The 23,604-nt window shown below is 66.6% G+C and carries 18 protein-coding genes; 12 read left to right on the forward strand and 6 right to left on the reverse strand.

The window, feature by feature from the left end; all coding sequences use genetic code 11:
• Position 1 precedes the first annotated feature (1 nt).
• The 7 genes from ACLF3G_RS25990 (at position 2) to ACLF3G_RS26020 (ending at position 6,402) form a co-directional block, all read left to right on the forward strand.
• Positions 2-922 carry a DUF6282 family protein gene (locus ACLF3G_RS25990; protein WP_430672306.1) on the forward strand — a complete coding sequence of 307 codons (921 nt, stop codon included), beginning with the start codon at positions 2-4 and terminating at the stop codon, positions 920-922.
• A 3-nt stretch (positions 923-925) separates the two neighbouring features.
• Complete coding sequence (locus tag ACLF3G_RS25995; protein ID WP_430672307.1) at positions 926-2,200, forward strand: aconitase/3-isopropylmalate dehydratase large subunit family protein; 1,275 nt, start codon at positions 926-928, stop codon at positions 2,198-2,200.
• Positions 2,197-2,706, forward strand: coding sequence for a 3-isopropylmalate dehydratase small subunit (locus tag ACLF3G_RS26000; protein ID WP_430672308.1), 510 nt, complete (start codon positions 2,197-2,199; stop codon positions 2,704-2,706). Before ACLF3G_RS25995 ends, ACLF3G_RS26000 begins: the two co-directional genes overlap by 4 nt.
• 127 nt (positions 2,707-2,833) lie before the next feature.
• Positions 2,834-3,808, forward strand: a complete 975-nt coding sequence (locus ACLF3G_RS26005; RefSeq protein ID WP_430672326.1) for a Bug family tripartite tricarboxylate transporter substrate binding protein — start codon at positions 2,834-2,836, stop codon at positions 3,806-3,808.
• Positions 3,809-3,813: 5 nt separating this feature from the next.
• Positions 3,814-4,545 (forward strand): Sua5/YciO/YrdC/YwlC family protein, encoded by a 732-nt coding sequence (locus ACLF3G_RS26010; RefSeq protein WP_430672309.1) that lies wholly within the window; start codon positions 3,814-3,816, stop codon positions 4,543-4,545.
• A 367-nt stretch (positions 4,546-4,912) separates the two neighbouring features.
• Positions 4,913-5,710, forward strand: a complete 798-nt coding sequence (locus ACLF3G_RS26015; protein ID WP_430672310.1) for a DUF3489 domain-containing protein — start codon at positions 4,913-4,915, stop codon at positions 5,708-5,710.
• Complete coding sequence (locus ACLF3G_RS26020; RefSeq protein ID WP_430672311.1) at positions 5,710-6,402, forward strand: recombinase family protein; 693 nt, start codon at positions 5,710-5,712, stop codon at positions 6,400-6,402. Before ACLF3G_RS26015 ends, ACLF3G_RS26020 begins: the two co-directional genes overlap by 1 nt.
• A 102-nt stretch (positions 6,403-6,504) precedes the next feature.
• Here the strand turns inward: ACLF3G_RS26020 and ACLF3G_RS26025 are convergent, their stop codons facing one another.
• Positions 6,505-8,346, reverse strand: a complete 1,842-nt coding sequence (locus tag ACLF3G_RS26025; protein WP_430672312.1) for an NAD(P)-binding protein — start codon at positions 8,344-8,346, stop codon at positions 6,505-6,507.
• A gap of 572 nt (positions 8,347-8,918) precedes the next feature.
• The gene (locus ACLF3G_RS26030; RefSeq protein ID WP_430672313.1) at positions 8,919-9,542 is read right to left on the reverse strand and encodes a GntR family transcriptional regulator; all 624 of its coding nucleotides are present in this window, start codon (positions 9,540-9,542) and stop codon (positions 8,919-8,921) included.
• A 190-nt stretch (positions 9,543-9,732) separates the two neighbouring features.
• Here ACLF3G_RS26030 and ACLF3G_RS26035 point away from each other — a divergent pair, with 190 nt between their 5' ends.
• Genes ACLF3G_RS26035 through ACLF3G_RS26055 form a run of 5 tightly spaced genes read left to right on the forward strand, consistent with a single transcriptional unit; the run spans position 9,733 to position 15,782 of the window.
• The gene (locus ACLF3G_RS26035) at positions 9,733-10,848 is read left to right on the forward strand and encodes an ABC transporter substrate-binding protein (protein WP_430672314.1); all 1,116 of its coding nucleotides are present in this window, start codon (positions 9,733-9,735) and stop codon (positions 10,846-10,848) included.
• Positions 10,849-10,852: 4 nt separating this feature from the next.
• Positions 10,853-12,577, forward strand: coding sequence for an ABC transporter permease (locus ACLF3G_RS26040; protein ID WP_430672315.1), 1,725 nt, complete (start codon positions 10,853-10,855; stop codon positions 12,575-12,577).
• Positions 12,570-13,670, forward strand: a complete 1,101-nt coding sequence (locus tag ACLF3G_RS26045; RefSeq protein ID WP_430672316.1) for an ABC transporter ATP-binding protein — start codon at positions 12,570-12,572, stop codon at positions 13,668-13,670. The genes ACLF3G_RS26040 and ACLF3G_RS26045 overlap by 8 nt, the downstream gene beginning before the upstream one ends.
• Positions 13,657-14,892 (forward strand): CaiB/BaiF CoA transferase family protein, encoded by a 1,236-nt coding sequence (locus ACLF3G_RS26050; RefSeq protein WP_430672317.1) that lies wholly within the window; start codon positions 13,657-13,659, stop codon positions 14,890-14,892. The genes ACLF3G_RS26045 and ACLF3G_RS26050 overlap by 14 nt, the downstream gene beginning before the upstream one ends.
• Positions 14,889-15,782 carry an HpcH/HpaI aldolase/citrate lyase family protein gene (locus ACLF3G_RS26055; protein ID WP_430672318.1) on the forward strand — a complete coding sequence of 298 codons (894 nt, stop codon included), beginning with the start codon at positions 14,889-14,891 and terminating at the stop codon, positions 15,780-15,782. The genes ACLF3G_RS26050 and ACLF3G_RS26055 overlap by 4 nt, the downstream gene beginning before the upstream one ends.
• A 279-nt stretch (positions 15,783-16,061) precedes the next feature.
• On the opposite strand, the gene ACLF3G_RS26060 is transcribed toward ACLF3G_RS26055, so the two are convergent.
• The 4 genes from ACLF3G_RS26060 to ACLF3G_RS26075 form a co-directional block, all read right to left on the reverse strand.
• Complete coding sequence (locus ACLF3G_RS26060; protein WP_430672319.1) at positions 16,062-18,125, reverse strand: phage terminase large subunit family protein; 2,064 nt, start codon at positions 18,123-18,125, stop codon at positions 16,062-16,064.
• A complete protein-coding gene (locus tag ACLF3G_RS26065) occupies positions 18,122-18,706 on the reverse strand; it encodes a hypothetical protein (protein WP_430672320.1) in 585 nt (194 codons plus the stop codon). Before ACLF3G_RS26065 ends, ACLF3G_RS26060 begins: the two co-directional genes overlap by 4 nt.
• The gene (locus tag ACLF3G_RS26070) at positions 18,696-20,105 is read right to left on the reverse strand and encodes a site-specific DNA-methyltransferase (protein WP_430672321.1); all 1,410 of its coding nucleotides are present in this window, start codon (positions 20,103-20,105) and stop codon (positions 18,696-18,698) included. The genes ACLF3G_RS26065 and ACLF3G_RS26070 overlap by 11 nt, the downstream gene beginning before the upstream one ends.
• 969 nt (positions 20,106-21,074) lie before the next feature.
• The coding region (locus ACLF3G_RS26075; RefSeq protein WP_430672322.1) for a DNA primase family protein at positions 21,075-23,604 on the reverse strand (2,530 nt) is incomplete at its 5' end.

Raw genomic sequence — 23,604 nt, forward strand, 5'->3', positions numbered from 1 at the left:
CATGACGGGCTTTCCGCCCCAGGCTGTCGACGCGCTGCTGCAGGGTGCCGTCGACCTGCACCATCACGGCTTCCCGGAATTCAGTTTCGCGCATCCGACGCGGCATGACGATGCCGCCGAACTGATGCATGCCCGTGACGCCGGCATGGCCGGGATCGTGCTGAAGTCGCACATGTTTCCGACTACCGGCATCGCATACCGGCTGGCGCGGGAGGTGGAGGGGATCAGCGCCTTTCCCTCGATCACCTTGAACCCCTCGGCTGGCGGCTTCTCGCCGATCTGCCTGGAGGCGGCGGCGCGGCAGGGTGCCCGCGTGGTGTACATGCCGACCTGGGGCGCCGCCAACGACATCAGCCGCGGCGGCATCAGTCGCTACCTGTCGCAATGGATCAAGTCCGCCGCCGCGCTGACGCCGGACCAGGGCCTGACGGTGACCGATGCGCATGGCGCGGTGCGGGGCGAGGTTTCGGAATGCCTCGCCATCGCCGCCGAATTCGGCATGCTGGTCGCCACTGGTCATGTCTCGCCGAAGGAAAGCCTGGCGCTGGTGACGGAAGCGAAGCGCCTCGGCGTGCGCGACGTGATGTTCCAACACCCGGACAGCCATTCGATCGGCGCCAGCCGTGCCGAGATCCGCGAACTGGCGGCGGCCGGTGCCATGGTGGAATTCTGCGCGCTAGGCTTCCTGCCCGCCTTCCAGCGGCTGTCGATCCCCGATTGCCTGGAGATCATCGCGGAGGTGGGCGTGGACCGCGTGGTGCTGACCACCGACTGCTTCTTCGGCTGGATGCCGCCCGCCGCGGAACTGCTGCGCATCACGCTAGGCAGCCTGCTGTTCCATGGCATGTCGGAAGCCGATGCGGCGCTTGTGGTGCGCACCAATCCACGGCGTATGCTGGGCCTCGATGCCTGGGAGGGCTGAACCATGGCCGCGATGACCATCACCGAGAAGATCCTGGCAGCGCACGCCGTGGAAGGCGACATCACACCCGGTGCCATCGCCACCATCTGGCCGGATGTAGTGCTGCTGAACGATGTTTCCGGCCCGCTTGCCTTCAGCCAGTTCGATGCCATCGGCACCGGCCGGCCCTTCGATCCGGAACGTATCGTGCTGGTTGATGACCATTTCGCTCCGGCCAAGGATGTCGAAAGCGCCGAGGCGCTGCGCAGCACCCGCCGCTTCGCCGAGGCGCATGGGATCCGCCACCACTACGGCCCCGGCCGGGGCGGCATCGAGCATACGCTGCTGGCGGAAATCGGCATGGTCGGCCATGGCGACATCGTCTTCGGCGCGGATAGCCATACCTGCACGGCCGGCGCCTTCAACGCGCTGGGCATCGGTTTCGGCTCCACCGACCTGGCGGCCGCGCTGGCCGCCGGGCGGCTGTGGATGCGGGTGCCGGAGAGTATCCGTGTCGAACTCACCGGCACGCCGGCCCGCCATGTCACGGGCAAGGATGTGATCCTGGAGGTGATCCGGCGCATCGGATCAGACGGCGGGCTGGATGCCTCGCTGGAGTTCGGCGGGCCTGGGGTTTCGGCGCTTGGCATGGATGAACGGATGGCGGTGGCCAATATGGCCGTCGAGGCCGGCGCCGATGCCTGCGTCTTCGAGGGCGATGCCATTTCCCTCGATGACATGGGCAAGCGCGGCATGACGACCCGCGCGGCGACCATGGCGGATGCCGGCGCAACCTACCGGATGCGGATGGAGATCGACCTCGGCGCGCTGCCGCCGCTGGTGGCGAGGCCGCCCTCGCCCGCCAATGGCGTGCCTGTGGAGACACTGCGCGGCACCCGTGTGGATCAGGTCTACATTGGTAACTGCTCGAACGGCACGATGACCGACCTGCGCCAGGCGGCGGAGGTGCTGCGTGGCCGCAAGGTGGCACCGCATGTTCGGCTGGTCGTGGTGCCGGCAACGCAGCGGATCTGGCGGCAGGCGCTGGCGGAGGGCCTGCTCGACATCCTGGCCGAGGCCGGGGCGGCGGTTTCCACGCCGACCTGCGGCGCCTGCTTCGGCGGCCATATGGGCATCCTGGCGGCAGGCGAGACGGCCATCGCCACCACCAACCGCAATTTTCGCGGGCGCATGGGGCATCCGGAGGCCAGCGTGTTTCTCTCCAATGCCTGGGTCGCCGCCGCCGCTGCGGTGGCGGGCGAGATCGTGCCGCCCTCCGACATCCTGGGAAATGGATGATGCGCATCACCGGCCGCGTGCACCGCTTCGGCGACCATGTGAACACCGATGTCATCATCCCCGGACGCTATTTGACCCTGCGCACCAAGGCGGAACTCGGCAGGCACTGCATGGAGGGCCTGGACCCCGAATTCGCCGGACGCGCGAAGCCGGGAGACATCCTGGTGGCGGGCCGCAACTTCGGCTCCGGATCCTCCCGCGAGCACGCCATCCTTTCCCTGCAAGGTGCCGGCATCGCGGCCGTGGTCGTGGAGAGCGCAGCACGCATCTTCTTCCGCAACGCTATCAACCTCGCGCTGCCGGTGATCGTCTGCGCGGAGGCCGCGCGCGCGCTGCAGGAAGGCGAGGAAGCCACCATCGAACCGGTAACCGGCCTGATCGCCCAGGCCGGGCGAGCCTGGCAGGCCCCGCCCTTCCAGGGCGAGGTGGCTGCAATCCTCGCATCTGGAGGGTTGGTGGAATACCTAAGGCGGAGCTTCTCACCGCCGCCGATCTTGCAGGACTAGGTTGGCCGGCTGTCCTGGTCGAAGATCTTGAGACGCGGAAGCACGCAGCACAGCACCGCGTGGACTACGGCCCCGGATGACACAGCGGCTGCGCCTGCGCACGAGGCGACAGAAAAGGAGGCTCCCAATGCATCGCCGTAATGCCCTAGCCACCCTTCTCGCTGGCCTAATTCTACCCGCCGCTACGCATGCGCAGAACACTGGCTGGGCACCAAACAGGCCCGTACGACTGATCATCCCCTACCCGCCGGGCGGTGGCACCGATACTCTGGCGCGGCCTTGGGCGGAGCAGATGCGCGCGCGGCTTGGCCAGCCGTTCGTGATCGAGAACCGCGGCGGCGCGGCGACGACCATCGGAATGGAGGCTGCAAGCCGCGGGACCGCGGACGGCCACACACTGGTGATCAACGCCGACAACATTGCATATTTTCCGATGCTGTACCGGAACCTGCCCTACGATCTCTTCCGCGACTTAACGCCGATCTCCTATCTTGCGCAGACGCCGCTGGTTGCGGCGATCAACCCAAATGTGCAGGCGCGTTCGCTACGGGAATTTGTGGCGTTGGCCAAACAGAGCCCGGAGAAATACGCTTTCGCCAATCCCTCCCTCGGCTCGCCGCACCACTTGGGCTACGAGCTGCTGGCGCGTGAAGCCGGAATCCGGCTGGTGCAGGCCGAGTATCGCGGCGGCGGCCCGGCGATGAATGACGTACTGGCAGGCCATGTGCATCTTGGCGTGTTCAGCCTGGGCTCGGTGACGCAGCACTTTGCGGCTGGCACGCTGCGCCCACTCGCCGTCCTGTCGGCGCAGCGGTCGCCTGCGGCTCCCGACGTGCCAACCACGGCGGAAGAGGGTCTGCCAAGTGTGGTCAACGCGCTACGCTTCCTGGTGCTGGCACCTGCCGCGACGCCGCGGGAGGCAATCGCCGCGCTGCACGTCGCGACGCTGGAAAGCCTACGCGATGCAGGGCTGCGCGAGCAGTTGACACGTGCAGGCTTCGAGATCACGCCGAGCTCTCCGGAGGAAGCGGCCGCCATGCTTCGCGCAGAGCACGACCGGTGGGCACCGATCCTGCCGGCGCTGAACCTGAACCTAGGGTGAGCCGGATGAGCAGGCTAGATATTCGGGGCGACGCGCGCCGAGTGGTCCAGGCGGTGAAGGCTGGCGGCGTGGCAATCATCCCAATGGACGTGGGCTATGCCGGCATCGGTGGCTGCCACGACGCGCTGATGCGCTTCTTCCGCGCCAAGGGCCGGGGCGCGCATAAGCGCAACGCCATGCTCGGCAATCTCGAACTGCATGACGAGCTGCACCTGCTGGATGCACGCGGCCGCGACATGGTGCGCTGCCTGGTGGAGGATCACGATCTACCAGTTGCGGTGGTCGCTGGCTTCAAGGATCAGCATCCTCTGCTGCGTGCGCTTGGCGACGAGGCTCTGGCTGCCAGTACCGACGGCGGCACCTTGGCGATGCTACTGAACGCCGGCAACTTCCTGCGCGATGTGACGCGTGAGGCCACCCAACAGGGCCAGCCGCTGTTTGGCTCATCTGCCAATCTTACCGGCACAGGTACGCGCTTCCGCGCCACCGACATCCAGCAGGAGATTCGGGCGGTGGCGGATGCGGTGGTGGATTACGGCCTGCAGAAGTTTCACCGCTACCGGCGGTCGTCGACCATGATCGACTTCCGCACTATGGAGGTGGTGCGCATTGGGTCCTGCTACGAAGTAATCGCGGAAGTGCTGCAGCGACATTTCGGGGTGGAGCTACCGCCAGACCCGGGGTTGGAAGCGCTTCCCTCCGGACATCTCAGGGAGGCGCAGCGGAGCTACAACTGAGCAACTACGCGAGGCCGTTGCTGCGGAGTCGGCGGTATCAGCGACAGGCTGGCATCGGCCGCCCTTCCCGGGGACCAAGTCGAACGCTTGTGCCCGCATCGGCCTCAACTGCGCGGCGATCGCCACAGACGAGGAATGTGGGTACGCACGCGTACCGCGCATACGTTCACCAGCAGGCTAATCTTGTGCCTCATCAGGGAGGGTCTCGCACCTTCCATTACATCCACAACACCGTCCCGGCCGATCATGAGGAATTCCTGCAGAAGGCGCTTGGCTTTGGTCGGCTTCAGAGCAAAGCGTTGGCCGCGCCCCGACCGGTTTCATCCCGGCGGGGCGCCTGGTGGTAGGGCCCGATCCTCGGCGCCCGATGCGGGAAACCATCACCATGATCCTGTCCGACACACAGACCTGGATCCTGCGCCAGGCCGCCGAACACGAGGCGGGACTTGCCCCGCTGCCGAAGATCCCTGCCGCGGCGCGCAACGCCGTCTTCCGCAGCATGCTGAAGGGAGGACTGCTTGCCGAGATGCCAGCGCCGTCGGTGCATGCCGGTCGCGGCTGGCACCAGGACGAGCAGGGCAGCTGGATCGCGCTCCGGATCACCGACGAAGGATTGGCCGCAATTGGTCTGGATCCCGCGCCGAGTATCCAGGCTGGCGCGCAGAAGGACTCAGCGCCATTGTTGCCTCTCCGCGATACTGACGCGGCCATCACCCACGACAGCCCGCTCCAGAGCCCGGAGCCGGTACGCGCTGCGCCAACCGCCCGCGGCAGCCGCGCCACATTGCGAGCCGCCGCCGCCGCGCTCATCACGGCCTTGGAGGCTTCGCAGCCAATCGAGGCACCGCTGGCGTCCCTGCGGGCGATCCTCGCCAGCCGGCCGGCCGGCGCACCACGAGCAGCCAACACTCCCCGCAGGCCGCGTGAGGGCACCAAGCAGGCCGCGGTGCTGGCCCTGCTTCGCCGGCCGGAGGGCGCGACCGTGGCGCAGGTGGTCGAGGCGACCGGCTGGGCGCCGCACACCGTCCGCGGCTTCTTCGCCGGCCTCCGGACCCGGCACGGCATCGAGGTCACGGTGCTGGAGCGGGTGCGGCAGATCGGCCCGAACAAGACCGGCGCAAAGGGCAGTTACAGCGTCTACCGGATCGCCGCGGTGACGGCCTGATGCGCGCGACGCAGCACGGCGTCTCGCGGCTGGCAGTCGGCCTCTACCGGGTCTCGACCGCCGAGCAGGGGCAGAGCGGGCTGGGCCTGGAGGCGCAGCAGGCCAGCGTGCGGGCCTTCGTGGCGGGGCAGGGCTGGACGCTGGTGGCGGAGTTCTCCGCCAGCGGCAAGGACGACCGCCGACCAGGCTTCCAGGCCGCCCTGGCGCGGTGCCGGCAGCTTGGCGCGGTGCTGGTCCCGGCGCGGCTGGATCGGATCACCAGGCGGGCGCACACGCTGTCGCAGCTGCTGGAGGACGGATACTCGATCCGGGCGGCTGATATGCCAGGCGCCGACGAGCTCATGCTGCGGATCTACGCCGCAATGGCACAGAAGGAGCGGGAGCTAATCTCGGAGCGCACCCGGGCGGCGCTGGCGGCCGCCAAAGCGCGTGGGAAGGCGCTGGGCGGCGACCGAGGCTACCGGCCGGTAGTAGGCCCGGACGCCGCTGCGGCGGCCTTGGCGCGCCGCCAGGTGGCCGAGCAGGCGGCACATCGGCTGGCGCTGGAGGTGGAGCGATTGCGCGAAGCAGGCATCGTAGGGCAGGCGGCGGTGGCGCGAGCGCTGACCGAGCGTCGGGTGCCGACACCGCGTGGCAGCGCCACATGGACCCACACGACCGTGGCGCGAGTTCTGCAGCGCGCGGTGGGGTAACCCGGGCGCGTGGAATATTGACGCCGACCAATCGCGGGGCACGGACACTGTTAACGGTGGTTCGAGTGCTGGATGGGTCGGGCGGCGTGAAGCCTCTGCGCCTCAGCCAAGCTCTGTTACGGCGCGCCAAGCCTCATCAATTGCAGTCTGCAAATATGCGCTCCACCCAGCATCGGAGTTGGCGATCACCACCCGCCCGATCGGCTGGCGGGCGGTCTTCATCTCGGTTTCCGTAATCCCTGCTTCAGTCAGGCCCGTGGGGTCATAGGCATAGCCGTGGGACCAACGGTTGACGGTGATCCCAGCGATGTCCCGCTGGTCGAAGTCCGGGCCAAGCATGCGGCCCAGTTGGTCTCGGATGCTGTCCTCGATAACGTCAAAGGGTGTGCTCAGTAGTGTAGCCCGGCCCGCGCGGAACTGAGCGCGTGCGTCCATCCCCTGGTTCGATGCCACCGGAACCCAGACCATGTGAACCAGGATGGGCTCCTCTGGCTGACGCGCGCACCGATAGCCGCCGAGGTCCACCGCGAAGTCCAGATTGGTCCGGCACCAGGTAGCCATAGGCGCGTGGATCATATGCACGCCGCGCTCGACAAAGCGTTGCCAATTCCGCAGGGCCACATTGGCGTAGACGAGCGGCGCCTTCACGTTGCCCGCAAGCGCCGCCTTCTGATTTGCTGGAAGATCAGGCAACAGGTGCGGAACCATCATGTTCCAGCCCGCCAGCACGACACCTCGGGCCCGCACGCGTTGAAGGGCGCCGTTGCGGAGGTAGCCCAAATCCACAGGGCCGTAAGGCTGGCGCACTGCGACGACGGTGCTGTTGAGGCGCAACCTCACCGGCGTATCAGCGGTGTCGAGCTTCGTATAGTCGAAGTGGGCCAGAACGATGTCGTCCATCCCATGACCATCTGCGACGGCGGGAATTAGGTCTCGCACCAGCAGGCGCGCGATGGATGCGTTGCCGTCGGGAAAGTGGTGGATATATGGTTCATGAGCCTCGACGCGGTTCACCGGCGCTTCCAGTTGAAGGCCGGAGAAGCCGGGTAGCCCAAGCTCTTGCGCGGTGCGGGCTGTGATGAGGTCTGTACCGGCGGCATACAGGTCAAGACTACGATTCTGGAAGCATGCCGCAGCCGCGCCGCTCAGCCCGGCCTTGTCGATAAGGAAGTCGCGATAGCTGATCGTCTCCAGGAGTGCTTTCTTTTCCTCTGGTGTCAGCCCCGGAAGATAATCCTGCGGCGCTTCATAAAGGGTCTGTAGCGCGGCACGATCAGCCTCATTCAGAGGGAATTCGGCAATCAGGTCATGGATCGGTCGAGCAAGGGAGCGGCCCTCGCGCAGCCACTCGTCGGGCAAGGGGGTGGGGTCGCCGGTCACAAGCCGATCCTGGCTGAAGTGTTCACGGTCAAAGAAAATGCCCCGCCCCATGCCGTACGATGGATACAGCTCGCGGTCGAACGCAGTCTCGAACCGAGCAACGTCGACGCCCAGGTATCGTAGCATGTCCTTCACGATGGTGCTGTGGGACGCTGGCGAGTCCAGCGTCTCGCTGCCACCATAGCCGAGCAGCAGACGACCTCCGACGGTGAACTCGTTGCGTCGGGCGTGACCGCCAAAATCGTCATGGTTGTCGAGAATGAGGATACGTGCATCAGGATGGGCTCGCCGGTAGAACCACGCGGCCGAAAGGCCGCTAATGCCTGCACCCACGACGACCAAGTCGTAGGTCTCCTTTACCGGGTACTGATCCAAATCGAACTGCTCGCCAGACAGGCCAAGTCGATGACCTGCTTCATACGAGCCGTCGTGGCTGCCACGCAGGCCGGTCAGCGCTGGTGGGTACGGGAAGCGGCCTGTCTGCGCCTGCAGTGAGCCTGGGGCGAGCCCTGCCGCGATGGTTAAAGCAAACCCATTGAGAAAGTCGCGTCGGGTGATGTCCATCGCCAAAGCCTCCGCAGCGCAGGACGCCGCTGGGGCGCCGACATCCACCCCGCGATGCTATGACAAATCTGGTGATTCGCAATGAAAACTCGAACAACATTGCCCGTATCATCTGCTGCGTCTGGATCGACGCTGCCTGCCCATCCACCCCTTCTGATTTTTATCATTGCGCCGGAAGTCGTAACCTCTGCAGGGCTGTTCACCACCGATCAACGGTCGAAGGTCGATGGTGAACATGCGCTGCCGCGTCAGGCCACTCCTCAGCTGTGGACGACGCCTTTGCGCGTGCCATCGATAAGCCGTGTTCAGCCATATCCGCCGCCTCACTCACAACTTCGAGCGCCACTGCCGCATCACAGCCGCGTTCATGCGCATGGCCATGATTCGCGCCATGCTTCGACGGCTGAGCGTAAAGCCCTCAGCGAAAATCGAGACTTCGCGGATGGGCTTTCACATCAGACCAGGCAGAGCGGTAAGCAGAAAGTTTAGCATAATTGTTCCGCGGAGGTCGTGGAGAATCAGTCGATAAACCCATGCCACCCCAGACCGGTGCCGGTGCGGAAGTTCTGGCATTAGCGGACGACCGCCACGTCCGCGGCTTCCCCCGCCTCAACCGCTGGGTCATTGGCGGCGGAGCCCAGAATATGTTCGCGCACCCGCGCGGCCACCGCCTCCGGGTCGCGCGCCCGCAGCGCCGCGAGGATGTTGCGATGTCCCTCCGCGCTGCGCCGCAGGGCGCGAAGCGAGGGCCAGAGCACCATGGGCCAGAGCCTCGCGCGGTCACGTGTTTCGATCGCTAGTTCGACTAGGAAACGGTTCGGTGCGAAGCCGTAGAGTGTATCGTGGAAGTCGAGGTTCGTGGCGCTCTGGGCGGACGTACTGCCTTCTTCAACGGCGCGGTCGAAGGCATCGGCTTTGGAGTCCAGTAGGCGCAGTGCGGCGTCGCCCAGGGCAGGTAGGGCCTGAACGGCGGCTTCCGCTTCCAGCAATGCGCGCACGGCGAGCATGTCGCGTCGGCGCTGCCGGTCGGGTGTTGCCACGCGGTATCCGCGGTTGGGGACATGCTCCACCGTCTGGCGCTGCGCCAACTGGGCCAGGGCGGCTCGAACGTCGAAGCGGGTCGCGCTGAAGCGTTCTTCCAGATCGACCTGCCGCAGCCATTCGCCCGGCCGGTAGGCGCCGTCGCGGATGCTCATCGCGATCTCGACGTCGAGTTGCCGGCGGCCGCCAGGAGGTCGGGCCATTCTGCTGCTGTCCTCGCCGAAGGGGTTGCGGCGCCAAAGATGCTGCGTCTATCGTATTGGCGCCAATAATTGCGCCAATATGCGCCGGGGTCGAGCCTCTCGTGGGCCTTGACCCTGATAAGAGATAGGGAAGAAGCCGACCATGATTCGGATCGACCGGCGCACGACGCTTGCACTTCCAGCCTTGCTTCTGGCCAGCAGGGCCCATGCCCAAGGCGCGCCGGCCACCTATCCGCAGGGCTACCAGGATGTGGTGGCCGGGGCGGAGCGAGAGGGGAGCCTGCTGATCTATTCCATCATGTCGGCCGAGAACTGGCGCCCGGTTCTGGAAGGCTTCAACCGCCGGTATCCCAAGGTGCGCGTGGAAACCCTCGACCTGCCGAACTCGCGCGAGGTGTTCGAGCGCTACCTCGCCGAACGCGGCACCAACAGCCGCACGGCCGACCTGCTCGCCACCGCTGATCCGGGCGGCTGGATCGAGTTCCAGGAACGCGGCGAGGTGCTGCCCTACGAATCCGCGGAAAGCGCGGCCTGGCCCGCATGGGCCAAGCCCTGGCCGGGCGTTTACACTATCTCCGCCGACCCGCTGGTTTTCATCTTCAACAAGATGACCGTGCCGGAGGCGCAGCAGCCCAAGAGCTTCGCGCAGTTCGTGACGCTGGCGGGGCTGAACCAGTCTCGCTGGCGCAACAAGATCACCAGCTACGGCGCGCATAATGGTGGCTTCGGCTACTCCGCCAACTTCGGCTTTGTCCAGAAGCACGGCGAGAAGGCCTGGGACTGGTTCAAGGAACTGGCCCCGCTGCGTCCGCGCTGGGAGCGTTCGGGCGGCCCCATGACCGAGAAGGTGACCTCGGGCGAATATGCTGCAGGCTGGTTTGTGTCCGCCATCACCTTCTGGCCGCGCCTGAACGATCCTGCCCGCGCGCGCGTGCTCGGCTGGAACTTTATTGAAGACGGACAGCTGGTCATCCTGCGCGGCATGGCCATCGCCAAGGCGGCCCGCAACGTGAATGCGGCGAAGCTAATGATCGACTACATCGCCTCCGCTGAAGGCCAGAGCGCCTTCGGGCGTGGCGGGCTGACGCCGGCTCGGCCAGACGTGATGCCGGGCGACGGAATCCGCCACACCTACAGCTCCATCGTGCAAGCGGTGGGCGGCGAGCAGAACATCGCCTTCATCGACTACAACAAGGCGATGCTCGACGATTACCAGCCCTTCATCGACCGTTGGAAGACAGCCTACGGCGTGAGCTGAGGGGATGGATGCGACGGTAAACCGGGCGGAGGCTCCGCCCGTTCCCTCCGCCTTCCCGCGTGAAATCCCAATCCAGTACGGCACCGCGATCCTGGTGCTCGTGCTGGTGGCCGCACCACTCCTGCCCGTCCTGGTGCAATCGCTGCTGGACGGGGCGCTCTACGACGACACCTACAATTTCACACTGGGCAATTTCACGCGGCTGGCACGGACCGATGGTTTTGGCCTTGTATTGGTCAATACCGTCGTGCTGGCGGCGCTGACGACCATCGTCGCGCAGGGCCTCGGCACCGTCGCGGCCATTCTCTTCGGGCGCACCGACGTCCCCGGTGGACGGGTGCTAAGCGAGTTCTTCCTCTGGCCGCTCTACCTCTCCGCGCTGGTGTTGTCCTTCGGCTGGTATGCCTTCTACGGCCCCGCCGGCTACCTGACGCTGCTGTGGGAGTCGCTGCTCGGCGAAGCGCCCTGGACGCTCTATTCCCTCAGCGGTATGGCGGTGATCGCGGGAGTGTCGCAGGCGCCCCTCGCCTACATCTACTGCCTGTCTTCCGCGACCATCACCGACCCATCGCTGGAGGAAGCCGCGCGCGTCTCGGGCGCGGGCACGTTCCGGACGCTCTGGCGCATCACACTGCCGCTGATGAAGCCGGCGATCGCCTATAGCGCGGTGCTAAACTTCACCATCGGGCTGGAACTGCTGTCGATCCCGCTGATCTTCGGCGACCCCGCCGGAATCACGGTGCTGACGACCTTTTTGTTCAACAATGGCATTTCCTCACCCCGGCCGGATCATGGGCTGGTGGCGACGGCGGCAGCGCTGATGCTCGTCGTCGTCTGCTTCCTGGTCTGGTTGCAGGGCAAGATGCTTGGCAACACGCGGCGCTTCGTCACCCTGGGCGGCAAGGCGACGCGGCCGCGTCCCTTCCGGCTCGGTGTGCTGCGCTGGCCGCTTTTCGCCATCGCTGTGCTCTACATCCTGGCAACCGTCATCGCGCCGATGGGGCTGCTGGTGCTGCGCGCCTTCACCAGCTTCCTCTCGCCGATGATTCCACTGTCCGAGGTGCTGACCCTGGGCAATTTCGTAACCATCTTCGACTACCCCATCTATTCCCGCGCGGTGTGGAACTCCTTCGTCGTCAGCCTGATTGGCGGCGCCCTGGCGACCGCCCTGATAGGCCTGATCGCGATTATCGTGCACCGTTCGGAATTCCGCTTCCGGGGCGCCCTGCATTATCTCGCGCTCTTCCCGCGCGCGGTGCCTGGCGTGGTCGCTGGGATCGGCTTCTTCTATGCCTTCGCGCTGGTGCCGGGGCTTGGCACCTTGCGGAACTCAATCTGGATTCTAGTGATCGCCTTCACCATGCGCTTCATCCCCGCCGGGCTCGGCGCCGTCGCTCCGATGCTCCTGCAGGTCAGCCAGGATCTGGACCGCGCGGCGCGGGTGCAGGGCGCGGATTGGTGGACGACGAGCCGACGCATCATGCTGCCGCTCATGCGGCCGGCACTGGTGGGCTGCTTCACCATCCTCTTCATCTCCTTCTTCAAGGAATACTCGACCGCCATCTTCCTGTTCGCACCAGGCAGCGAGGTCATCGGCACGGCACTGTTGCAGCTCTGGGTGCAGGGCGAGGTCGGTCTGGTCGCGGCACTGGCGACCATCCAGGTGGCGGTGATCGCCGTCTGCGTCGCAGCGGTGCGCGGCATCTTCGGGGTGAAACTGCATGGCTGAGCTCGTGATCGAAGGGCTGACCAAGCGCTTCGGCAATGTCACCGCCGTCGACAATGTCAGCCTGCACGTCAAGGACGGGGAATTCGTGACGCTGCTCGGGCCCTCGGGCTGCGGCAAGTCCACCACCCTCGCCGCGGTCGCGGGGCTGGACCGTGCTGATGGCGGGCGCATCCAGGTCGGCGAGACGGTATATTTCGATGCCGCGCGCGGCACCTACCTGCCGCCGGAGGCCCGCAGCTGCGGCCTGGTGTTCCAGAGCTACGCGCTCTGGCCCCACATGACCGTCGCCGACAACGTGGCCTTCCCGCTGACCCTGCGGAAGGTCACGACCGCCGATCGGAAGCGCCGGGTCAGCGAGGTGCTGGACCTGGTGGAAATGGGATCCTACGCGGCGCGCTTTCCGCATGAGCTTTCGGGCGGGCAGCAGCAGCGCGTCGCGCTTGCCCGTACCCTGGTCTATCACCCTGCCATCCTGTTGCTGGACGAGCCGCTGTCGAACCTCGACGCTAAGCTTCGGGACCGCGCGCGTGCCTGGCTCGCGGAATTGCGGACGCGGCTGCACCTGACGACCATCTACGTGACGCATGACCAGATCGAGGCGCTGTCGCTGTCCGATCGCATCGTGGTCATGAATGGTGGCCACATCGCGCAGATTGGCACGCCGCAGGAAATCTACGAACGCCCGGCCGATCCCTTCGTCGCCGATTTCATCGGAACCACGAATTTCCTTCCCGCGCGCGTCCGGCTCGGCGCCGCGGTCGGCGGGCTTGCGCAGTTGGAACTAAGCGATGGGCAGCGTCTGGACGTGCGGGTGGAAAGGCCGGCGCCGGAAGGCAGCAGCGTCACCATCGCCTTCCGCCCGGAGCAGATGCGCGCCGCGCCGGAAGCGCCGGCGGGCGAGGCCGGCTCCATTGTCGCCACGCGGGTCACCAGCCGATCCTATGTCGGAGGGCATTGGCAGGTCGGGCTCGATATCGGCGGCACACCGTTGCGGCTCGAGACGCCACAAGCACCACCGGGCGACGACCTGCAGATCTGGCTGCCACAGACCGGCGGCATCGTCTTTCCAGGAGCCGCCAATGTCGCTGCCTGAACCGCTGCCTCGCGCAGACTACACGCCGGGCGTGCGCGGGCCGCTGGAGGGCGTGCGGGTGCTCGACCTGTCCCGCCTGGTCGCGGGCAACACCGTCACCCAGCACCTGGCCGATTTCGGCGCCGTCGTGGACAAGGTGGAGCCGCGTGACGGTGACACGCTGCGTGGCTGGCGGGTGAAGGGCGTCGAGACCGCCTGGAAGGTGCATGGCCGCGGCAAGCGAAGCCTTTGCATGGACTTCCGCCACAAGGAGGCAATCCCGCTGATCCGCCGCCTGGTGCCGGAGGCCGCGATCCTGGTGGAGAGCTTTCGCCCCGGCACGCTGGAGGCCATGGGCCTTGGCCCGGACGAACTGCTACGGTTGGAGCCTCGGCTGATCATCCTGCGCATCTCCGGCTGGGGCCAAGACGGGCCCTACAGCCGCCGCCCCGGCTTCGGCACGCTAATCGAGGGCTTCGCCGGCTTCGCCGACATGAACGGCTTCCCTGACCGTGAGCCGGTGCTGCCGCCGATGTACCTGGCCGATACCGTCGCCGGACTAACCGGCGCCTTCGCCGTCATGACGGCGCTTCGAGAGGTGGAGGTGAATGGTGGGCACGGCCAAGTCATCGACCTGCCGCTGCTCGACCCCCTGTTCACCGCGCTCGGTCCGCAGGCCGCGAATTACCGCCTGACCGGCCGCGTGAAGCAGCGCACCGGCAGCCGCTCCACCGGGGCGGCCCCGCGCAACGTCTATCGCACCAGCGACGATGGCTGGGTGTGCCTCTCTGCCTCTACCCAGGGCATGGCGGAGCGAGTCATGCGCTCGATCGGCCATGGCGACCTAATGGAGGACCCTCGCTTCCGCACGAATGAGGCACGGGTCGCGAATGGCGAGGCGCTGGACGCGCTGATTGGCAACTTCATCGCGCGGAAGACCCTGGCGGAGAACGTCGCCTTCTTTGAAAAGGCCGAAGTCACCATCGGCCCGGTCAACAACATCGTCCGCTTTATGGCCGACCCGCATGTGCGCGCCCGCGCCCTGCTCGCCGACTACCCGGACGAGGACATGGAGAACTTTCCCATGCATGCCGTTTCGTCGCGCCTCTCCGGCACACCGGGCGCCATTCGCGCCGCGGCGCCGCGCCTTGGCCAACATAGTCGGGAGATCCTGACGGCCCAGGGTTTCGATGCGACTGAGATCGAGGCGGCCCTGGCGGACGGCCTGGTCGTGGCGGCATGAGCGCCGCCCCGCATCCGATCTGGCGCTCCGGCCTGTTCGTGCCTGTCAACGTCGAGCGGTTCCTGGCGAAGGCGAGCGCGCGCGGCGCCGATGCCATCCAGCTCGACCTGGAGGACAGCATCGCCCCCGGTGACAAGGCCGACGCCCGGCGCTGCGTGGAGGCGGCCGTCACCCGCATCCGCGCCGAGGGGAGTTCGGATGTGCTGGTCCGGATCAATCAGCCGCTGGAGGATGCGGTGCGGGACCTCGAAGCCGCGGTGATCCCAGGCGTGGATGCCATCATGGTCACTAAGGTCGAAGGCCCGGACCACCTGCGGCTGCTGGATGAGTTGGTGTCACGCCTGGAGCAAAACCGCGGATTGCCCGAAGGCGGCATCCGCTTCACCGCGCTGGTCGAGGCGCCCGGGCCGCTAGCGCAGGCGCACGCCATTGCACGCGCCACCCCACGCCTGATCGGCATGTCGCTTGGGGCCGAGGACTACGCGACGGCCATCGGCGGCGAACCGACCGAGGATGTGCTGCTAATGCCCAAGCAGCAGATCCTGCAGGCAGCGACGGCGGCCGGTATCATGCCGCTCGGCACCATCAGCACCGTCGCGGACTACTCGGACGTCGAGGCGTATCTGCGCATCGTGCGCCGTTCGGCCAGCTTCGGCTTCGTCGGTGCCTCTGCCATCCATCCGGCGCAGGTCCCGGCGCTCAACAAGGGCTTCAGCCCTTCGCCGGAGGCCGTAGCCCGGGCGGAACGGATCGTGGCGGCGGACCTGGAGGCGGCTGCGGAAGGGCGGGGATCGTTTGCGCTAGATGGCAAGATGATCGACATCCCGATTGTCCAGCGCGCCCAGGCGCTGCTGCGACGGGCTCAGGCCATAACCGCCCGTCGTGGGTAGCAAGGCATCGAACCTCAAGTATTTTTTAGTCAGGCAGAGTTGGCTAATGGCTCGGGGTATGCGTCCGCCTGATGGACCCCTGGGACTTGTTGAAGGCGGTGTAGGCCGCGCTGGTCGGCTTACCGCCCGAGGCGAAGGTGTGGATGAAGTCGGTGGTGCCGGTGGTGGGCGCGCCAAGCAGCCGCCGCTGTAGGCTCGATTAACCACCACAGCGAGGTCGCCGGCGACGTTGCGGGCGAGAGGCTTTCCAGGCCGAGCGATCTTCGCCGGACGCGCTCATCAATCGTCCATCGCGCTGCTTCGCGAAAAGCGGCGCCGAAAGACAAGGCGTTGAGCGTGCGTCGCGACGGGATGTACCCATGGTGCTGGTTGCGCGGCTGCGGTGCGCTCCTGGCTCCCTGGAGAGGAGGCCGTGCTGGTCTCGACCAGGCGCCGGCCTGAATTATTCGCTACCGAGGGTGCTGCCCGTGGCGCGGCCGGGGCCTGATCAGCGAGGTTCTCCTTGAGCCGTTGCCAGCGCCCCTGTCCCCAGCCGTCCATGCCCAGTGCCGCCGCGGCGGCCCGCGCATAAACCCGGCAATCCAATGCCTCGTTCCGCTCCCGCGTCTTCACCCATTCCAGCCGCCGATACCCGTTGCGCCCGCGCCTTGCGACGAGCTGCTCGGCGGTGAGCTGGCGGCAGACCTCCTCACCCGCCGCGTGGTCGGGCAGGTGGATGTACCCCGGCGGATAATCACTGCCGCTCTCCCGCGTCGGCCGTTCCAACCGCAGCCAGCCATAGGTCTCGCCCTTCAGGAAGGACGACCCGACCGGCCAAACCCGAACCCCGCCCATGCGGCGGCCGTTGCGACGCACCTCGGTGGCAGACGGCGTGCCGACCGCGGCGCGCAGGGCATCCTGACCTTTCACCGCCAAGGTGCGGGCTGCCCCACCTCGGCGCACGAAGGCGTAGACCTCAGCTGTCGTCATGCCGTCGCCGCTGTCGATAGCCGCCAGGGCGATGGGCAGCAGGTGGCCTGAGGCGTGGGTCCAGCGCTCGCCCAGCAGCCCGCGGAGCTCGTCCCAGACCGCCGGCTGGTGCGGCGCACCGGCCAGCACGCGGTGCTCCACCAGCCAGGACTGCCGGTCGGCGCCCCAGGCCCAGATCGAGGCCTCCAGACGGTCGCGCTGGACGTCGACGCCGGCGGTGAGGAACAGGCCGCCGGCCGGTACCGTGCCCGGCTCCCAGCCCTCACGCCGGTCGTACAGGCGCTGCCAGTCGGGTGCATCACCGGCCTCCTGCCAAGCCTCGCCAAGCACCGTGTTGCGGAAGGTCTTGAGGGCCCGGTCGTCGCCCTGGGCTGATTCCCAGTCACGGGCCACTTGAGCCCATGTGAACCAGCCCGCCGGCGAGTACAGCGCCGAGAGGTGGAAGCCGATCGCATGCGGGTCGGGGGACACGGCGGTCGCCTGCCAGGCGCCGGCAGCCAGCATTGCCGTCTTGTGCGCCTCACTGATCAGAGTCTCGCAGGCTTCGCAGCGATAGCGGGCGGTGTCGGGCAGGCCGCTCTCCCAAACCAGCCGCTCGAAGCGCAGCCACTGCATGACGCCGCAGTGCGGACAGGGCACGAAGTACCGGCGCTGGTCCGTCGCCAGGTACTCGCGCTCGATCCGTGACAGCCCGGCGATGGTGGGGGTCGAGACCATCAGGGTTTTGCGGCGCCAGCCGAAGGTCCTGGCCCGGGCCTCGGCCAAGGCGACCGGATCGCCCTCGCCCTCAACGTCGCCGGGATAGGCGTCGACCTCGTCGAGGAACAGGAACCGGGCCGACATCGAGCGCAGTCCCACCGCGCTGTTCGCCCCGGTCAGGACCAGCTGGCCACCCGGGAACTCCTTGCTCAGCTGACGATTGCCGCTGTCTCGGGCGCGGGCTGGCGCCACCCGCGCCCGCAGGGCGGGGGTGTCCTCCAGCAGGGGGTCGATGCGCTGGTCGGAGAAGCGCTTGGCCAGCTCGGTCGTCGGCTGCACCGCCAGCATTGGCCCCGGCGCGTGGTGAATGACGTAGCCGATCCAGTTGTTGCCGCACTCGGTGCCGCCGACCTGCGCCCCCTTCATGAACACGACGCGCCGCGCCGGGTGGGAGGGAGACAGGGCGTCCATGACGTCACGCAGATAGGGCGTGCGGCCGGTGCGCCAGGGGCCCGGCTCAGCGCTGCCGCGGGAGCCCAGCATGCGGTGACGGTCTGCCCAATCCGAGACGAGCAGGGCAGGCTCCGGCGCCATGCCGTCGCGCCAAGCCTGCAGGATCTCGACGGCGCCATCGAAGTTGCCGAGCTCCGCGAGGAGGCTGTCTCCGGCCGTCACGCGACCGTCACCCGAACATCATGGCGCTCCATCAGGTGCTGGCGCAGCCGGGCGTCCATCAAGGTCTGCAGGCGGTGGGCGTCGATGCCGAGCTCGGCGGCGAGCTCCGCCGCAATGCGGGCTGGCCAAGCGAGGATCGCGTCGCGCTCTTCCTTGGCCAGCCGGTGCACCAGCATCAGCGCGCGCGCCTTCTCGACCAGCTGCCCCCGCCGTTCGTCGAGGCGCAGCTTGCGCTCCTGCGCCTTCAGCATCTCGTTGGCGGTGCGGGCGCTGTGGAAGCTGCTGCCGCCGGGAGGCGCGGCGAGCGGCTCCACCACCGGCGGGCTGACCGGGACCGGCCGCGGCATCGCGGGCTGTGGCGTCGCTGCCGGCGGGGCGACGGCCGCGGGCTTACGCATCGGGTCACTGCTCGCAGCCAGGCGCGCGCGCAGCTTCTCCAGGTCCCAGCCGCCACCGGGTTCGGGCGCAATGCGGCCGGCCTGCGCCGCCTTTTGCAGCGCCGTACGCGAGATCCCGAGGCGGCGTGCCGCCTCCCGTTGGGACGCCACCACTGTGGCGGGCCCCGGCAGATCAAGCAACATGGCTGTCAGCCACCTGCAGGCCGCGGTCGAGGGCAATCTGTCCGAAGCCGCGATCTGTGCCGGCCAGAACTGCTGTCCTGCCCGTCACGCGCTGCCAGCGCTGCACTGCGACGTCCACATACCGAGGATCGACGTCACTGGCGTAGCAGATGCGGCCGGTGGCCTCCGCCGCGACCAGGGTGGTGCCGCTGCCCAGGAAGGGGTCGTAGATGGCGTCTCCAGCCGCGCTGTTGTTGAGGATCGGGCGGCGCATGCACTCCACCGGCTTCTGCGTACCGTGCACGGTGGCGGCGTCCTCGTCGCCCGCATTGGAGATGGCCCACAGCGTCGCCTGGTCGCGGGCGCCCTGCCAGCGGCCGGTCGCGCCCTTTCGCACGGCGTAGAGGCACGGCTCGTGCTGCCAGTGGTAATCGCCGCGGCCCAGGACAAAGCGCGACTTCGCCCAGACGATCTGACTGCGGATGGCGAAACCCGCAGCCTCCAGGCTCTCGATGACCGTGCGGCTGTGCACGCCGGCGTGCCAGACATAGGCCACATCGCCGGGGAAGAGCGCCCAGGCCTGCCGCCAGTCGGCGCGGTCGTCATTCGCCACCTTCCCCGTCCGCATCGTGGCCGAGAGGCCGGCCGCATTCCTCCACTCCGGGTCGTAGTTCACGCCATAGGGCGGATCGGTAATCATCAGATGCGGCACGGCGCCGCTGAGCAGCCTCCCGACATCCGCTGCGCTGGTGGCGTCGCCGCACAGGATCCGATGCGGCCCCAGCAGCCACAGATCGCCAGGGCGGCTCACTGGAACCACCGGCGGCTCCGGCGCGGGCGCGTCAAGGTCGCCGGCGTTCACAGCAGCGCCGCCCTTGTCGGCCTCGGCCAGAAGTCGGTCGAGCATCTCCTGATCGAAGCCGGTCAGGCCGAGATCGAACTCCTCGAGACGCAGGTCCCGCAGCTCCGCCGCCAGCAGCGCCTCGTCCCAGGTCGACGTCAGGGCCAGCTGGTTGTCAGCCAGCCGATAGGCCCGCGCCTGTGCGTCGGTGAGGTGGCCGAGCTTGATGGTAGGCACCGCGTCGAGCCCCAACGCCTTGGCCGCCATCACCCGGCCGTGCCCGGCGATCAGCACGGAGGCATCATCGACCAGCACCGGCACGTTGAAGCCGAACTCGGCGATCGATGCGGCCAGCTGTGCCACCTGCGCGTCGGAGTGCATCCGGGCATTGGCGGCATAGGAAGCCAGCCGCGCGACAGGCATCATCTCGACGCGGAGGTCAGGCTGCATGATGCGGCGTCTCCACCTGCGGCAGCGCGATCGCCGCATAATCAATGAGGAGCCGGAGCTGGACTGCTGCCCGCGCGGGACCACTGGCAAACATGCAGCCGCCAGCTGTTGGCCCGGCAACTCGACCACCGGCAACCTCCATGTTGCCAGCGTCAGTTGCCACCGCTGCGGCCTCACGCGGCTCGCGGCCGAGCGGCGCCGTGATGGAGCCGCAGAGTGCCAGCTCCAAGCGGCGGCGTGGTGAGGGCTGAAGCATCAGGGCACTCCGAGCGAAATGGACTTCATCAAGTTGGACGCGGGGCTGCTGGCAACTTCCAGATTGGCAACCTCGAAAATCCGGCTGACGCTAACGCAGTCCCGCGGCGCGAACCCCCCGCAGCACAGGATCGCCAGGGAGGACCCGTGAGCCAAGTACTGTGCCTCACAGCGTAATCGGTGCGTTTCGGCTTCTCGCATGTTCATCGTCGATCTGCATCGGAGCCATGCCAATGCGGAGATCCTACCGCAGGTGGATTTTTCGGAGCAACACGACATTCTTGCGCAGGACTGCGCTTGCCTACGCAGCACTACGATTGCGTAGAACTGCTTTCGCTGCGAGCCTTCGCGCGCGGTGCGGCAGCCCTTTTGCCTGGCCGTGCAATTGCGAAAATCGATGCCTGTAAGCCCACGCCGCTCTCCTTTCGACCCAAGGCGCTCGCTGATTAACTCGTGCGATTTCAGGAAGGAATGCAGCACCAGTGCTGCAAAAGTGCTACTGTTCGACCTTTAAGTTATTGTCAGTGTTGAGATGACGCACTTCGTCTGAAATGGTCACATACACGGGTGCACGCGCACATGCATATGCGCGCATGGCACTCCAATTTGAGCAACTTCGTCATCTCAACACCATCAATGAGTTACGCTTCAAGGACGGGCACTGATGCAGCACCGGTGCGTCACTCGCGTGGAGCGCTGCAGCATCATGGTGACCGATGGAAACGTTGCTTGGTCGTGGGTGGAGGGCGTGGCAGCGCAGAGTGGAAGGCAGCACGGCTTGCACACTCTACCTACAATCCGTGCATCTCTGGCGAGCTCTGGCTACAGATCCCGATGGCCAAACTAATCCGCGTCGCGACCGATGCAGGCAAGGCCGACAAAAAATGGCGCGAAGGCGGAGCGCTTCTTGCTGATACCCTTACCGGCGGCAACTACGCGCTGTGAAAAGCCGTTGAGGGCAGGGATTTGACAACGCTGGTCGTATCCTTCGTTGAGTGCCCATCGCTTGAACTTGTGGTACGCGATGCTCGTCCGCGTTTCTGGCACGAGGCCATTGCCGCTGAACTCCACCTCGTCGCTTTCCAACCAGGCCAACACGGGATCTGATGAAAACATCCAGTCACGCAAGCCGGCCAACGACGACGCCGGTTCGGTGAAGGCCTGACGCTGCAGGATGCGAGAGGCGCCTCGCACCACCCAGTCGAGAAGGTAATCGGCCTCCTCTTCTCCAACTCGGCTGCCGATGTTCGCCACCCGCTCATCCCTCGGGATGACGCGATTAAAAACCAGGACCATGATGCGCCGCCGCACGCCACGATCCATGCCGCCCCTAAATGTCGGCAGGTTGTTGGTGGCGTAGACGTGCTGGGCGACGGGGCGGAATTCGAAGGCACTCTTGTGGACGTCCCGCACCGTCATCGGCTCGCCGGTGATGATCTGCTTGAATACCTCCGAGGCGATTGCATCGCTAGACGCCAGTTCGTCGGGCGCGTTGAGCAGCTTGCCGGCCAGATGGCAGGTGAAGGTGCGATCGTCGAAGCGGCTGGGAGAAATGGATGCCACTGCTGTTGTTGGCAGCAATGACCGCAGCAGGTTCAGGATCTGCGACTTGCCGTTCTCGGCCGTGGGGCCCTTTAGGACAAGGGCCTTTGGCTGTGCGATGCAGGTGGCGCGGCCAAGCGCGGCAATGCCCGCGACCTCGGCCAGGAGGTCCACCTTCGCGCGCTGATCCTCATCACCCTTGAAGCAGCCGTCGAGCAAACGCGTGAGCAGCGAGGATTGCTTACGTAAGTCGCTCCATGCGCAAGGCCAGACGCCGGGCAGTATGTGACGCTGGCGGTGATCCGGATGATGGGGCTTCAGCGCCGGAGTTCCGTCCTTATCGAACTGGATGAAGCCAGAGGCGCAATTGATTCCGATCGCAGCATTGGCGAAGAACAGGTGATCTGAGAGAGCGGGCCGCATACATACCAAGATGCTCTCCACCCGGCCTTTCCCAAGTCGGACGTTCGAATCGTCCCCGGTCGCCGTTTTGAAGCGCGCGCCGTCGTAGCGATAGACGGCGAGCCACAGCGTCTCGCTGCGGATCACCTCCCAGGTGCGGCCGTTGTAGCGCCAGATCTCGCCGTCGGCGAACACGATGCGGCCAAGGCGTCGGACAAGGTCGTCGGTAACGCGCGCTGCGATTTCGGTGTCTGACCCGATCTCAAGCCACAAGATCTTGTCAGGCTGTGCAGCGCCTGCTGGTGACGAACCATCGCAAGGGGCGGGACTGTCAATCCTGATGAAATCAGGATGGGTCAGGTCGGCGGCGCAGATCCAACGCTGCTCCAGCATACGGCGCAGCAGGAACAGCCGGTCCTTCCCATTGCAATGGGCATGGCGGCAGTGGATCACGAAGCCCTTGTTCCGGGACTCGCTGGCGTTGGTGGCGAAGGTAGCACCGTCGCTGCCCGGTTGTGTGTGCGCGTCCTCGTTGGGGCAGCGGATGTGGTGCTTCACGGTGTCCGCGACCTTGCTCGTCAGAGCAGTGGGCCGGCGTGCCTGGAGCGCCGCAACAACTTGGAAGCGGTGCCCGAACCGACGGGCCCAGGCCACGAGGTCATGCACCTCGCCGGTGTCGGGGTCGGTGAACCCGCCGGCGGTCTCCACCTCATGCGAGCGCGACCTCTGCCTGAGCGCACCGCTTCCCTGACTGGACCAGTCTCGCTCCGCCTTCGGGAGTGCGAAGAGATCGCAGGGAGTTCCTTGCAAGACTGCGATCTCGGCAGGCGGCGCATGGGCGGCCCGGCGCGGCAGGTAGAACAGCCGCGAGGTGTCGGTGCAGGCCTGATCGTGATCGAGACGAAGTGCCGCGGCCAGCGCCTCTATGCTCTTCTTCCACGCCGCATTCGCCGCCTGCTGGTCGACGAAGCTTACCGCCAGCCACGGTTGCAGTAGCGGTATGGCGATCCGAAATTTTGGGCAGGGCAGGTGCTCAAAGACGATGTGGTCGCCTGTTTCCTCAAGCACCTTGGCGCCCGCGGCGATGCGGGGGTGCATACCTTTGGCCCGCAGGAATGCTGACGCAGCGTCGCTCCTGTTGCTGTGGTCTGAGCAGAACTCCTCCCAGTTTCCGCGTTTTGCTTTGGTGCGGGTCGTGAGGTGGGAGTGTGTCGAGGATACGACGGCGGCCCAGCCATGCGCCTTGATGGCTTGAGTGATCTCCTGCAGCGTGGCGCCAGCGTCGCTGTCCAACATCACCACGTCAATGCGCGCTGCGTCGTTCTTGTGGCGCCGCGTGCCGGTAAAGGTCGCCGGCACTACGCAGCTGCCCTCCTTGGCGCCGATCTCGTGCCTCGTGAGCAACGCAGCCAGGTCAGTCCAGGACAAG

The sequence above is a fragment of the Falsiroseomonas sp. HC035 genome, assembly GCF_050563525.1.
GTDB lineage: Bacteria > Pseudomonadota > Alphaproteobacteria > Acetobacterales > Acetobacteraceae > Falsiroseomonas.

Bases quoted from the DNA above. Each gene is read 5' to 3' on its own strand.
- ACLF3G_RS26040 (WP_430672315.1), top strand. From the start codon at position 10,853: ATGGATGCGACGGTAAACCGGGCGGAGGCTCCGCCCGTTCCCTCCGCC.
- ACLF3G_RS26065 (WP_430672320.1), bottom strand. From the start codon at position 18,706: ATGTTGCTTGATCTGCCGGGGCCCGCCACAGTGGTGGCGTCCCAACGG.
- ACLF3G_RS26000 (WP_430672308.1), top strand. From the start codon at position 2,197: ATGATGCGCATCACCGGCCGCGTGCACCGCTTCGGCGACCATGTGAAC.
- ACLF3G_RS25990 (WP_430672306.1), top strand. From the start codon at position 2: ATGACGGGCTTTCCGCCCCAGGCTGTCGACGCGCTGCTGCAGGGTGCC.
- ACLF3G_RS26010 (WP_430672309.1), top strand. From the start codon at position 3,814: ATGAGCAGGCTAGATATTCGGGGCGACGCGCGCCGAGTGGTCCAGGCG.
- ACLF3G_RS26055 (WP_430672318.1), top strand. From the start codon at position 14,889: ATGAGCGCCGCCCCGCATCCGATCTGGCGCTCCGGCCTGTTCGTGCCT.
- ACLF3G_RS26025 (WP_430672312.1), bottom strand. From the start codon at position 8,346: ATGGACATCACCCGACGCGACTTTCTCAATGGGTTTGCTTTAACCATC.
- ACLF3G_RS26015 (WP_430672310.1), top strand. From the start codon at position 4,913: ATGCGGGAAACCATCACCATGATCCTGTCCGACACACAGACCTGGATC.
- ACLF3G_RS26050 (WP_430672317.1), top strand. From the start codon at position 13,657: ATGTCGCTGCCTGAACCGCTGCCTCGCGCAGACTACACGCCGGGCGTG.
- ACLF3G_RS26030 (WP_430672313.1), bottom strand. From the start codon at position 9,542: ATGAGCATCCGCGACGGCGCCTACCGGCCGGGCGAATGGCTGCGGCAG.
- ACLF3G_RS26045 (WP_430672316.1), top strand. From the start codon at position 12,570: ATGGCTGAGCTCGTGATCGAAGGGCTGACCAAGCGCTTCGGCAATGTC.
- ACLF3G_RS25995 (WP_430672307.1), top strand. From the start codon at position 926: ATGGCCGCGATGACCATCACCGAGAAGATCCTGGCAGCGCACGCCGTG.
- ACLF3G_RS26035 (WP_430672314.1), top strand. From the start codon at position 9,733: ATGATTCGGATCGACCGGCGCACGACGCTTGCACTTCCAGCCTTGCTT.
- ACLF3G_RS26005 (WP_430672326.1), top strand. From the start codon at position 2,834: ATGCATCGCCGTAATGCCCTAGCCACCCTTCTCGCTGGCCTAATTCTA.
- ACLF3G_RS26020 (WP_430672311.1), top strand. From the start codon at position 5,710: ATGCGCGCGACGCAGCACGGCGTCTCGCGGCTGGCAGTCGGCCTCTAC.